Annotated in this window: 11 protein-coding genes; 10 read left to right on the top strand and 1 reads right to left on the bottom strand. The window is 45.6% G+C overall.

The genetic code is table 11. The features are described 5' to 3' along the window. Positions 1 to 111: 111 nt before the first annotated feature. From ACWGXJ_RS16900 to holA, 4 genes are all read left to right on the top strand, one after another. Complete coding sequence (locus ACWGXJ_RS16900; protein ID WP_061830380.1) at positions 112 to 1,101, top strand: iron-hydroxamate ABC transporter substrate-binding protein; 990 nt, start codon at positions 112 to 114, stop codon at positions 1,099 to 1,101. Positions 1,102 to 1,328: 227 nt separating this feature from the next. After that, entirely contained in the window at positions 1,329 to 1,877 is a 549-nt protein-coding gene (locus ACWGXJ_RS16895) for an RNA polymerase sigma factor (RefSeq protein WP_013311184.1), read from the top strand. Further along, positions 1,874 to 3,334: a zf-HC2 domain-containing protein gene (locus ACWGXJ_RS16890; protein WP_254350316.1), complete on the top strand. Its 1,461-nt coding sequence runs from the start codon at positions 1,874 to 1,876 to the stop codon at positions 3,332 to 3,334. The genes ACWGXJ_RS16895 and ACWGXJ_RS16890 overlap by 4 nt, the downstream gene beginning before the upstream one ends. Before the next feature lie 215 nt (positions 3,335 to 3,549). Then, positions 3,550 to 4,581: a DNA polymerase III subunit delta gene (gene holA / locus ACWGXJ_RS16885; RefSeq protein ID WP_029515366.1), complete on the top strand. Its 1,032-nt coding sequence runs from the start codon at positions 3,550 to 3,552 to the stop codon at positions 4,579 to 4,581. Positions 4,582 to 4,722: 141 nt separating this feature from the next. Here holA and rpsT read toward each other — a convergent pair whose 3' ends face one another. Beyond that, positions 4,723 to 4,995, bottom strand: coding sequence for a 30S ribosomal protein S20 (rpsT, locus tag ACWGXJ_RS16880; RefSeq protein WP_013311181.1), 273 nt, complete (start codon positions 4,993 to 4,995; stop codon positions 4,723 to 4,725). A gap of 198 nt (positions 4,996 to 5,193) precedes the next feature. Here rpsT and gpr point away from each other — a divergent pair, with 198 nt between their 5' ends. The 6 genes from gpr to ACWGXJ_RS16850 all read left to right on the top strand — a co-directional run bounded on the left by gpr (position 5,194) and on the right by ACWGXJ_RS16850 (position 12,477). Continuing rightward, entirely contained in the window at positions 5,194 to 6,195 is a 1,002-nt protein-coding gene (gene gpr, locus ACWGXJ_RS16875; RefSeq protein WP_039272306.1) for a GPR endopeptidase, read from the top strand. Between the two features lie 223 nt (positions 6,196 to 6,418). Beyond that, a complete protein-coding gene (locus ACWGXJ_RS16870; protein WP_069290028.1) occupies positions 6,419 to 7,678 on the top strand; it encodes a stage II sporulation protein P in 1,260 nt (419 codons plus the stop codon). A 27-nt stretch (positions 7,679 to 7,705) separates the two neighbouring features. Then, positions 7,706 to 8,218 (top strand): hypothetical protein, encoded by a 513-nt coding sequence (locus tag ACWGXJ_RS16865; protein WP_452567198.1) that lies wholly within the window; start codon positions 7,706 to 7,708, stop codon positions 8,216 to 8,218. Positions 8,219 to 8,289: 71 nt separating this feature from the next. Then, on the top strand, positions 8,290 to 10,104 hold the full coding sequence (gene lepA, locus ACWGXJ_RS16860) for a translation elongation factor 4 (protein ID WP_029515362.1): 1,815 nt from the start codon (positions 8,290 to 8,292) through the stop codon (positions 10,102 to 10,104). Between the two features lie 551 nt (positions 10,105 to 10,655). Continuing rightward, a complete protein-coding gene (gene hemW / locus ACWGXJ_RS16855) occupies positions 10,656 to 11,843 on the top strand; it encodes a radical SAM family heme chaperone HemW (RefSeq protein ID WP_039272303.1) in 1,188 nt (395 codons plus the stop codon). A 157-nt stretch (positions 11,844 to 12,000) separates the two neighbouring features. Next, complete coding sequence (locus tag ACWGXJ_RS16850; protein WP_013311174.1) at positions 12,001 to 12,477, top strand: N-acetyltransferase; 477 nt, start codon at positions 12,001 to 12,003, stop codon at positions 12,475 to 12,477. Positions 12,478 to 12,511: the final 34 nt, after the last annotated feature.

The following is a 12,511-nucleotide window of genomic DNA, read 5'->3' as shown; positions in this document are numbered from 1 at the left end:
TCAGGAGTGGGCTGTTTGCTTTGAATCCAATCTGCATGGACAGTAGCTGTAAGCGTTGATAGAATCATATAAGTAATGAAAATGAGAATCATTATTAACGGGAGGAATATTGTGAGTTATTTTAAATTTAGAGCATCAGCTTGTTTGTTCATCATTTCGTTAATGCTGGTATTGAGTGCATGCGCTACAAGTGGAGGTGGGACTGTAACAGAAAGCGGTCAATCGACTGCTTCCAAGACCACATCAATTGGAGATGAGGCTGCCACACGTACATATGAAAGTGATAAAGGTACAATTACTCTTCCTGAGCATCCCCAGCGTGTCGTAGTAGCAGTCGGTGATTATGTAGGTGATGTGCTAGCACTTGGTATTACACCTGTAGGGGCTCCAGATACCGTATTTAATGCTCCATATTATAAAAAATACTTGAATGGTGTTGAAAATATCGGTGACAGCTCCGCATTGTCCCTTGAAAAGGTAATCACCCTAAAGCCGGATCTGATCATTACCTATGATGAGAAAGCATATGAAAATCTGAAAAAAATAGCGCCTACAGTGTTTATCCCATATGGTAAATATCAATATAAGGACCGTCTGATGGAGCTGGGCAAAGTGTTAAACAAGGAGCAGGAAGCGAAGAATTGCCTGGCTGATTTTGCAACCAAGATTGCTGAGAAGAAACAGGCTTTGTCTGACGTCATTGATTCGGGTAAAAAAATCGCTATTTTTGAGATTACAGGAAAAGAATTATATCTATATGGAAAATCTTATGGACGTGGAGGAGCCATACTTTATGATGAGCTGGGACTTCATGCTCCTGAGAAGGTAGAAAAGGCAGCGTTCGAGAAGGGGTGGGCCAGCATTTCAATAGAGGCTTTACCGGAGATGCTGGGCGATGCCGATTTTTTAATGTTGGGTATTCGAGGCGACGGAGCAGACCAAGGAAAAGATATTTTATCTAAAAGTGTGTGGAAGAACCTTTCTGCCGTTAAATCAGGTAAAGTATATCAATACTCAATCGACGATTTTTATTTTCAAGATCCGATTGCTCTGACTTATCAATTAGAACTCATATCTGATTTTTTGGTTTCCAAGAAGTAACAATATGATCTTGCAGCTCGAAGGCTAGCATTTAGATGTATGTAGGAGCTAGGGGAAGGTGACTACCTTCCCTTTTTCTGTTATTCTAAGGGAGGATATGCTGGGGATTCTGGGCTTTTTGGTATAATTTTTTTTGTTAAAAAAATAAAATTAGTGTCAGACGTCTATCCTGCAACAATTTGCAAAATGGATACGTCTGTAATATTGCAGGGAGAGGGGGATCCTTTGTGGTAGAGCAGGGACTCATTCGAGCCGCTCAATCGGGCGATCGCGACGCTCTCATTACCCTATTAAGAGAGATAGAACAGCATGTGTACCGTACGGCATATTACATTCTAAACAATGAGCAGGACGCCATGGATGCTTCGCAAGAAGCCCTCATACGGATCTATTCCAAAATTAACTCTTATGAGGAAAAAGCGCAGTTTAAAACCTGGGTCCAACGTATTGTAACGAATATATGCATCGACAAATTCAGAAGAACGAAACCCTCGGTTTCCATTGACGAGCACGACATGATATTCAACGATCCCCAAAATGTGGAGGTCGAGGTGTTGACCTCTTACATGGCACAGGATGTTCGTGAGGCTATACAACAGCTTCCGGAGCACCACCGGACGGTAATTGTCTTAAGATATCTGCAGGATTTTTCCTATAACGAGATTGCAGATTCTCTGGATTTGCCGCTAAATACGGTCAAGTCATACTTATATCGTGCAAGACAGCAATTGCAAGGGCTACTTCAGGAATATCAGAAAGGTGGTGTATCAGGATGAAGTGTGGGGAAGAGGTGATGGATTGGATGCAGCGTTATGTGGATCATGAGCTGGGCGAAGAAGAAACGTCCCAATTAATGAACCATATTGCGACTTGCCCGGACTGTGCGGAAAAATTTCTTATTCTTCAGACACTCTCTCGCGAGCTGGAGGAATTGCCTGCGGTTTCCCCGGCGTTCAGCCTGGTGGATTCCATCATGCCTCAGCTTGATGCCATTGACCGCGCACGTGAAGAGCAGGGAAGTGCGCTTCAGGAAATGCAGCCTGTGGCTGTAGAGCCTGGACCAGTGCCTAGACAGCGTACCCAGCCTACACCTTGGTGGAATCGAATGGCTGGGCGCGCTGCTATGGGCGTGGCTGCCGCTGCTGTTGTGCTGGGTATTGTAGTATTTAACTTCGAGCCTAAAACAGTGCAGGATGCGGAAGGCATACTTACAACCCAGTCGCCCGAAGTGACGAATCCGCAAAATCAGACGGAAATTACAGATACAGCCAATGGCAGTGGAGGCCGTGATGCAGCCATTGGTTCGGATTCTACACAGCAGCCATCAGAGCAGGGGCAAGGAACGGATGCATCTCAGCCACCTGCGGATAAAGAACCTGACCTGAGCAAACAAGGTGCGACCAATGCAGACGATGAAAAGAACTCTTCCAAACGGGATGCTGGGAAACGTGACGATCAGCGAGCTGGGGAGGAAGATTCGACGAAGTCTGCACCAGCTGAACGTTCTTCTCGTCAGGAGGAAGGGCAGGGACAGCTACGTACGGATCGTCAGATGACAAAGGAAAATCCGTCTGCTGCAGATGCTTCTAAATCTGAGGACAAACAGTTAAGTCAGGAAAAATCTGATCAACCTACGATTGCATCTGATGAACAGTTAGAACCGAAAATGGAAAAAGCGCCCCTAGCGGGTACGGGTACGGCTCAGGACGGTAATAACGATAGCACGAGTACGAATGATTCATCTTCGTCGCTTAGTCAGGAATTGAAGGTGCAGGAGCGGATTGCGTCAAACGAAACGTCGAAAGACACGACTTCCAAAAGCATCACTAAGGATTCGGGGAATACCTTGGGAACGGATAGCAGCAATGCAGCTTCTAATGATCAGCAATCATCCGTGTCACAAGACCCCGTTCGTAAAGAAGGCTTTGTATCTAATTCACTGGTCTCTCCAGACAACGATAATGCTTCCAGCTATAGTGCCCAATCCGCATCTACAGATCAGCTCAACTCGCCTGATGGTAGCTATGCGGTGGCTATTGAGGGCAAAAAGCTGAAAGTGTATAAGCTTTCCGATAACGGTGTAGACCGAACAACCCTGGAAGTCCGTACTTTAAAAGGTGCCTGGGTCAAAGGCAGCTGGTCAGAAGACAGCCAGACCTTTATGTATGAGACGGAGCAGGATGGGACAGCAAGTAAATATACGTACACCGTCCCGCGCAGCACTGGAAAATAGTTTCCGTAAGTTGACACACTTTTAAAAACAGAGAATAAACTATATGAACCGACGTCGTATCCCGACGGCCGAAAGTTTCTAGAGCTTTCTGCTGCCGTGTTGATATAGATGGTGGTGAAGGGATCCTGCCTATAGGCAGGGTCCCTTCGTTTGTATCATGACTTGCCTTCCGGTCGGATGTCGGGTACCATCATTGGGTGGGGGGAGAACGGAAAATGGATGTAAAAACAGCCTCTAAGGCTATTCGCAAAGGCGACATTTCGCCAGTGTATTTGCTATACGGCAGTGAAAAATATCAAATGAAGCAGTTTGTTGAGATGCTTAAAGAGAAAGTGGTGGAAGAGGAGCACCGTGACTTCGCCATCATTCCTTATGATTTAACCGAAACGCCCATTGAGGTGGTCGTGGAGGAGGCGGAAACAGCGCCTTTTCTGGTACCAAAGAAGCTGATTATTGTACGGGATACCAGTGTATTTGCAGCAGGCAAAGATAGCGGTAAGATAGAGCACCGGCTTGAGACGCTGTTGACTTATATGGATAACCCGACTGACTATAGCGTCATCGTTTTTACGGTTCAGGCTGAAAAGTTGGATGAACGGAAAAAGATTGTCAAAAAACTGAAAAGTGATGCTTCGGTTATTGCTTTTGCTCCAATGGGTGGAGATGATCTTGTGGCTTGGATTCATAAGCGTGCAGGAGAAAGAGAAGTGCAATTGGCTGCAGGAGCTGCTGAAAGCCTCATTCAATTCACAGGTACTGGGCTGCAATCCTTGGCTGCTGAGATAGACAAGCTCTGCTTGTACGCAGGAGCACAGGGAACCATCTCATCCGCTGATATAGAATCCCTGGTGCCTCGTAACACAGAGCAAAACGTATTTGCGATGGTTGAGGATCTGGCTAATTTGCGGCTGGATAAGGCACTCAGTATTTTCTATGAGTTGCTTAAGCAAAAAGAGGAACCGATCAAGATTGCCGCTTTGATCACGCGCCAGTTCCGTATTATGTTGCAGGTCAAAGAGCTGGCAGGCCAAAGCTATTCCCAGCAACAAATTGCGAGTCAGCTTAGTTTGCATCCTTATGGGGTGAAAGTTGCAGGAGACCAAGCGCGGAGGTTTCGCCCTGAGCAGCTGCGTCAGCTTCTCTACGAATTGGGCGAGCTGGATTATCATATGAAAACAGGTGTCGTTGACAAGGTACTGGGACTGGAACTATTTTTGATGAAAATGGGTGCGGGGGCTTCAATCTAATTCCCCCCATGTGCTGTTATAGAGTCAGCTAATGTATCGTGAAAAGCTGACTCTATAAATTAATAAAAGTTATAAACTAAAAAAACCTGATCAGCCAAGGCTGGTCAGGTTTTTTTCATTAACGTATGAAAGTAGCTCTGCTTACGCTTGAGCTGTAAGAGCGTTAAGTTTTTTCGCCAAGCGGGATTTCTTGCGAGCAGCTGCATTTTTGTGGATCAGACCTTTAGTTACAGCCTTGTCCAGCTTTTGGGAAGCTACTTTGAAAGCAGCAGCAGCAGTTTCAGCTTCGTTACCTACCAACGCTGTATCGGCAGCTTTTACTGCTGTACGAAGCGCAGATTTTTGGGAAGCGTTCAACGCACGGCGTTTGTCGCTAGTTTTAACGCGTTTGATAGCGGATTTGATGTTTGGCATTACATTCACCTCCTGTAAAGGCATTACTTATGAACACAAACGTTTCACAACTTAAAATATTTTAGCATGCCACACCTCAAATTGCAATAAGAAAACATTCTGAGGCGATGCGAATTACAGGATGAAAATGGATGTGCATAAACCTGTTGGGTGTCTCGCACACTATAGTCAAAGATGGTATCCAAGGAGGCTTAAAAGATGGATCTGGATTTGCAGAAGTATGCGGTACGCACGGATTTGGCATTAGAGGCAAGAGAACTGGCCGAACGGGATCAGCCTGTACCTCTGGCGGGCATAAGTGAGAACGTGGAGGAAGATAACGGAATCAAAATCACACGGCTGGATGTACTAAATGAAGAAGGAGCCAACCGTATTGGGCGGGTACAAGGGCATTACGTCACGCTGGAAGTGCCCGGTTTGCGTGAAGGCGACACGGGGCTCCAGCAACGTGTCGCTATTGCATTTGCAAAAGAAATGGAGCATTTTATACAAAAAATAGGAATCTCTAATACGGCAAAGGTACTGGTGGTAGGTCTGGGCAACTGGAACGTCACTCCCGATTCGCTGGGTCCGCTTGTAGTTGAAAATTTAATGGTGACTCGTCAATTTTTTGAACTGACACCTGATCAAATCAACCCGGGCTATCGAGATGTGAGCGCAATTGCACCGGGCGTCCTGGGTATTACGGGAATCGAGTCCAGTGAAATTGTTCAAGGCATCGTGGATCGCACAAAGCCAGAACTGATTATTGCCATTGACGCTCTGGCGTCACGTTCACTGGAGCGCGTCAACACGACCATTCAGGTGGCCGATATCGGGATACATCCAGGTTCAGGTATTGGCAACAAGCGGCGCGGTATCACCAAGGATATTATGGGCGTTCCGTGTATCGCTATCGGCGTACCAACCGTATGCTACGCTTCGACCATTGTCAATAACGTAATTGAACTGATGAAAACACATTTTACCAAAGAAAAGGCTTCTACAAAAGCAATCCTGGGGATGTTGGACGATATTTCAGAACCTGAGAGACTTGGGCTGGTGAGAGAGGTCCTACAACCGCTGGGGCATGATCTGATTGTGACTCCTAAAGAGATCGATGAATTTATTGAAGATATCGCGAACATCATTGCTACTGGATTGAACGCTGCTCTGCACGAAGCTGTTGATCCTGGCAATGTCGCCGCCTATACGCATTAATCAAGGGTTGGTAAAATCGTATTTCATACACAAAAGTCTCTATTTAACAGGATTCTAATCTCTTTCAAAAAGGGAGGTGATATACCTGTAGTAGAGATTTTTTGTGTTCTAGCAATTGTTCTCCGTTCATAGAGTTGAAGTATAAGAGATTTCCGTAGCAGATAGGAACCCTATGTTCCTAAATAAAGCGGGTTTCGACGGGACGAAGGAGGACAAGGCTCACATGAAAAAAATTCAGACCTGGAACGTCGGAAGATGGAGAAGAAAAGGTATCGAAATTTTGGCGATGGGACACACGCTTGTGCTGCTGATCATGGGCTCGGCGCTTTTATTTGTCGTTTTGGGGCTAGGGGGATTGGCAGAAAATCGTCTACAAACCTCTCCTGTTTCTTCCATGAAAGGATTGGCAGGATCGGTGTCCAGCGGTTTTTTCGCGGATATGCTAGGTATGGAAGTACCTCATTTGGCACAAAAGAAGCAGCAATCTTCGTTGTCGGGTGAACAATGGTCGCCTTTTGTTTTTCAGATGCTTACAGGTATTAATCCGCAGGATCCCAAAAGTCTCATTTCTCGTGAGATTCCTGGCATGTCTGCAGGAGCACCTGTCTTGCTGCGCAAGGGTTCGGGGAACACCAAGGTAGAGGGTCCTACGGACTATCAGCCTGATCAGGGGACGACGGATGCCCCTGGTGGCTCAGATACATCTGAGAATCCACCGACTACTACGCCGGATATTCCGACAACACCGGAAACAGACCCGGTACGTGAGGATCATCCAGGTGATACAGCCAAAGGGGACAAGCGTATATTAATCTACCATTCTCATCCCAGAGAAGCATATAACCCACTACTCAGCAAAACCAGTTCCAATCCTAATTCAGGTTCTAAATCAGCTAATGTGTCAAGGGTAGGGGACTTTGTAAAGAAGAGACTGGAAAAGCAAGGGATATCCACACTGCATGTAAACAAGGATTATGCCACTACAGTTCAAAATTACAATTGGAACTACTCCTATAAATATTCACGCGAAACAGTCAAGGAAGCTTTAGCTGGAAATAAAGGTTTAACTTATCTGCTTGATATCCATCGAGATTCACAACGTCACGGAAAAACAACAGCAACCATTAATGGGCTTTCATATGCCAAGGTATATTTTATTATCGGGCATGACAACAAAAATTGGCGCGAGAATGAAGCTTTTGCTGCTCGTATTCATGAAAAGCTGGAAAAATCGTATCACGGCGTATCACGTGGTGTATGGGGGAAAGATGGTGGCAAAGGCAATAACGGTGAGTACAATCAAAGCTTGTCTTCCCACAGTATTTTGATCGAAATCGGGGGTATTGACAACACCGAGGAGGAGTTAAAACGTACCTCGGACGTTTTGGCAGACATGATCGGTGAAGTGTATTGGGAAGATCAGAAAGCTCAGAAAGCGGGCACTAACGTATCGGATACAAAAAAGAGCAACAGCGGCAATTAAATGAGGTATCGGTAAGGGGGAAAGGTAATGTCTGGACATTTTCGTAAGAAAGCACTTGGATTTGTACTGCTCATGGGGGCAGGTATTCTACTCGGTATGCAACTGGCAGGATCTGGCCTGCGTTCAGTGTATGGACCGGAATGGAACGGGGATACGATTCAATCGGTAAATCAACAGAAAGTCGGATATGAACAGACGGTTATTGAGGATACACCCGCAGCTAACACTCGTGAATATAGCGGTATGTATAGCACAAGTGGAAATGTTAATGTTGAGCCGACAACGGGAGTAGGTATAAACGAAGCTAGTGGAAGGGAAGAAAATGAGGAAGAGACGGAGCGCGGGGCATCCAGGTGGTATTCGACGACTGCGCAGCATGTCAATACTCAGGGCCTGGATACACCGCGTGAACTGCTAGCCGTCAAGGAACAGCAAGCCTCGGTGGATAGCATGGCGGACAAAACAGCTGGGTTGCTTCAAAACCTGTCGAGACAGGGCATTCGATGGGTCGTATCTGTATTTGATGGAGTAACAGAATAGAAATATTGCTGACCCCCCTTACAACTGCTATAATAAGCTGATTGACACTAGGCATTGTGTGGGGGTAAGGCATGACTGACATTTTGGCAAGACAACGTAAAATTCGGAACTTTAGTATCATTGCACATATAGACCATGGTAAATCCACGCTGGCTGACCGGATTTTAGAATATACCGGTGCACTCACTTCTCGTGAAATGCAGGAGCAAGTGCTTGACCAGATGGAACTGGAACGGGAGCGCGGAATTACGATCAAGCTCCAGGCAGTGCGACTCACTTACAAGGCCGATGACGGCGAAGAGTACATTTTGAATTTGATTGATACACCGGGACACGTCGATTTTACGTATGAGGTATCCCGTAGTTTGGCAGCCTGTGAAGGTGCTTTGCTGGTAGTAGACGCCGCGCAGGGAATCGAGGCACAGACGTTGGCTAACGTATATTTGGCGTTAGATAACAATCTGGAGATTTTGCCGGTGCTTAACAAGATTGATTTGCCAAGTGCTGATCCTGAACGGGTAAAACAGGAAATCGAGGATGTTATCGGCTTGGATACAAGCGAGACCGTGCATGCTTCAGCCAAAGCTGGAATCGGTATCAAGGAAATTTTGGAGCAGGTAGTCAGAAGTGTGCCTGCTCCGCAAGGTAATCCGGATAATCCGCTCAAGGCACTCATTTTCGATTCGCACTATGATCCTTATAAAGGCGTTATCGTATATGTTCGCGTCGTGGATGGTAGTATTCGAGCCGGTTCGAAAATTAAAATGATGGCGACTGACAAAACGTTTGAGGTTATTGAAGTTGGTGCTTTTATGCCGCGTATGAACATTGTGGACGAGCTGAATATCGGTGATGTTGGCTTTATCGTTGCCGGAATTAAGCATGTAGGCGATACGCGTGTCGGGGATACCGTGACAGATGCAAAAAATCCAACATTAGAACCGATGCCAGGTTATCGCAAAATAAATCCGATGGTTTATTGTGGTCTGTATCCAATCGAAACATCGGAGTATAACGATCTGCGTGAGGCGCTTGAAAAGCTACAGTTGAACGATGCTTCGCTCAGTTTTGAGCCGGAAACATCAAGCGCGTTGGGCTTTGGCTTCCGTTGCGGATTCCTTGGTCTGCTTCATATGGACGTTATCCAGGAGCGGATTGAACGTGAATTTAACATTCCGCTGATTACAACAGCACCAAGCGTTATTTACCGCATAAAGTTGACGAATGGGGAAACGATCCAGATCGACAACCCATCGAATTATCCGGAAATCGGACGGATTGAACATGTGGAAGAGCCCTATGTAAAAGCAGGTATTATCGTCCCTAATGATTACGTAGGTACGGTGATGGAGCTTTGTCAAACCAAGCGTGGAGAATACGTAAATATGGAATACCTGGATACGACACGGGTAACCATTACGTATCAAATTCCGCTGTCTGAAATCGTATATGATTTCTTCGATCAGCTTAAATCAAGTACCAAAGGCTATGCTTCCTTTGATTATGAGATTTCAGGCTATCGCCAGTCCAACCTGGTGAAAATGGATATTTTGTTGAATGGCGAGCAGGTCGATGCGCTGTCGTTCATCGTGCATAGAGATCGGGCTTATCATCGCGGACGTATTATCTGTGAGAAGCTGCGCGAGCTAATCCCGCGTCAAATGTTCGAGGTGCCGATCCAGGCATCTGTGGGAACAAAGGTTGTGGCGCGTGAAACCGTTAAGGCGATGCGTAAAAACGTCTTGGCCAAATGCTACGGCGGCGATATTTCTCGTAAACGGAAGCTGCTTGAAAAGCAAAAAGAGGGCAAGAAGCGTATGAAGCAGGTCGGTAACGTAGAAGTACCACAGGAAGCATTTATGGCGGTACTGAAAATAGATGAGTAAAGCTGCTTGAATTAGCAGCATCGTATTGAATTCGATACATCAGAATTGTGTATATGAATTGAATACACATAAGCAACAACAGCATGATTCTGTAGTAGCTTAGGTACAATCACTCTGTGAGTACCCTAAGGTATTACGATCCGCTTGATTCCAAGCGGTATTCGTCCATTCTTTCATGGGGCATTTGCCGTGCATGGAGAATGGACGTTATTTATTTGAGCAAGCTATCCAGAGATGGAGTGTTTGTTATCTCAGTTGCAAAAATAGTATAACAACAGCATCTTTAGCGTATTTCTAAAGATGCTTTACTCTTACTGCAACACCTACACCACAAAAAAATGACCGATGGTGGTAGGCAGCAGCGGAGTGGTCCATTTGAATCTGGAGAAGCGTAGTGTTCGCCTTTACTCCCCGATTTTAACTGTAAGAGTGCTTATATAATAGAAAATTGGGGAGTAACAGCGATCAGAAGAACAAATGGAACACGAAGCGGTTGATCTCGACCTCGGCGCATTTTTTCACTATTCCCTGAATTGACAAGGAGGATCGGTATGACCGCATCCATACAAAAACATGAACATTCATCCGCCCCTCAAGCGGTTTACCTGCATATACCTTTTTGCACGAATAAATGCTTTTACTGTGATTTCAACTCTTATGTGCTCAAGGATCAACCTGTTATGGAATATCTGTATGCACTGGAACGAGAAATGGAACATACAGTCAAGCTTCACCCGCCAGGAGAGATTAAAACCATTTTTGTCGGGGGGGGAACACCAACAACCCTAAACCCGAAGGAAATGGAATATTTTCTGAAGAGCGTTCGAACCTATTTCCCACATTGGGCGGAAGATATTGAATTTTCCATGGAAGCCAATCCAGGCACCACTGATTTTGAAAAACTCTCTGTGATGAAAGAAGGCGGCGTCAATCGACTGAGCTTTGGTGTACAGGCTTTTCAGAATGAGCTACTCACAGGCATAGGACGCATTCACAGTACAGATGACGTATATCGTAGTTTGGAAAACGCCCGTAAGGTCGGCTTGGACAACCTGTCGATTGACCTGATGTTTGGTTTGCCGAATCAAACGGTGGACATGCTGCATGAAAGCGTGAGTAGAGCACTAGAGCTGGAGCTTCCTCATTACTCTATCTACAGCTTGAAGGTTGAAGAAAACACGCTCTTCCACACGCTGTATCAGAAAAATCAGCTACCGCTTCCACACGAGGATGATGAACTGGAAATGTATTTACTTCTCATGCGTCGCATGAAAGAAGCGGGTTATGAGCAGTATGAGATTAGCAATTTCGCAAAACCAGGTTTGGGGAGCAAGCACAACATGACCTATTGGCGAAATGAAGACTATTACGGTCTCGGCGCAGGGGCACATGGATATGTTGGCAGAGAGCGTCATATGAACATTAAGGGTATTAACCCTTATGTGGAGGCTAGTCGTAATGGTTTGCCACGTCTGGATAGCTTTGAGGTACCGGCGGCGGAAGCCATGGAGGATTTTCTTATGGTCGGTTTGAGAATGCTAGAGGGCGTGTCTAAGTCCCGCTTTGAAGCTCAATTCGGTCAGGCGTTGGAGGATACATTTACTGCTCCTCTCGGAAAAATGCTCAATGCCGGGTTAATCGAATCCATTGAGGACGGTTATCGTTTGAGTGAACGCGGCATTTTATTCGGAAATGATGTATTTGCAGAGTTCATCGGTTCTATCACGGTAAATTCATAAGTCGTAGGCTTCAGTACAGTACGTTTCAACTTTATAAGCTGGGACGATCATTTTATAACACCATTCTGTCATAGCAGGGTAAATGGAGTATTGCGATTCTATGCGTTATGTTGTATATTTATTCATTATATGCGGCAAGCGGCAGGAGGAGAGCAAGATGGCTTCAGTGTGTAAAGATGTATTGTGCAGAAGTGCGGTTCCTGAGGATGTGGAGCCTTTATATCAAATGATTAGCGGCTATGCAGAGCGGGGGATTATGCTGCCACGTTCGAGGGAAGTGCTTACGCGCCAACTGGAGCTGTTTATTGTTGCAGAGGTGGACGGCGAAGTTGTTGGTTGTGGTTCTTTATGCAAATTGGGCGCTGATCTGGTAGAGATTCGCTCCCTTGGCATCTCTGAAGGACACAAAGGTATGGGTATAGGCTCTAAGCTCGTGGAGGGCCTTATTATAGAAGCTCGGCGACAACGTATTCCTAAAATTATGGCATTGACCTACGAGGTCTCCTTTTTTATAAAAAACGGTTTTGATGTAGTAAGCAAAGAGATTTTCCCTGAAAAGGTATGGACCGACTGCATACACTGTAGTAAACAAAACAATTGTGATGAAATCGCAGTGTTGAAAGTACTGAACTGACCTGTCAATAATGAGGTCAGTTCTTTTTTCCTCA

The sequence above is a fragment of the Paenibacillus sp. S33 genome (assembly GCF_053615415.1).
Note: the sequence above shows the minus strand (reverse complement) of the source record. Positions and strands in the feature narration are given on the sequence as shown.

Excerpts from the sequence above, each read along its gene's own strand:
- ACWGXJ_RS16890 (WP_254350316.1), top strand. The coding sequence starts at position 1,874 with ATGAAGTGTGGGGAAGAGGTGATGGATTGGATGCAGCGTTATGTGGAT.
- gpr (WP_039272306.1), top strand. The coding sequence starts at position 5,194 with ATGGATCTGGATTTGCAGAAGTATGCGGTACGCACGGATTTGGCATTA.
- hemW (WP_039272303.1), top strand. The coding sequence starts at position 10,656 with ATGACCGCATCCATACAAAAACATGAACATTCATCCGCCCCTCAAGCG.
- lepA (WP_029515362.1), top strand. The coding sequence starts at position 8,290 with ATGACTGACATTTTGGCAAGACAACGTAAAATTCGGAACTTTAGTATC.
- ACWGXJ_RS16850 (WP_013311174.1), top strand. The coding sequence starts at position 12,001 with ATGGCTTCAGTGTGTAAAGATGTATTGTGCAGAAGTGCGGTTCCTGAG.
- holA (WP_029515366.1), top strand. The coding sequence starts at position 3,550 with ATGGATGTAAAAACAGCCTCTAAGGCTATTCGCAAAGGCGACATTTCG.
- rpsT (WP_013311181.1), bottom strand. The coding sequence starts at position 4,995 with ATGCCAAACATCAAATCCGCTATCAAACGCGTTAAAACTAGCGACAAA.
- ACWGXJ_RS16865 (WP_452567198.1), top strand. The coding sequence starts at position 7,706 with ATGTCTGGACATTTTCGTAAGAAAGCACTTGGATTTGTACTGCTCATG.
- ACWGXJ_RS16870 (WP_069290028.1), top strand. The coding sequence starts at position 6,419 with ATGAAAAAAATTCAGACCTGGAACGTCGGAAGATGGAGAAGAAAAGGT.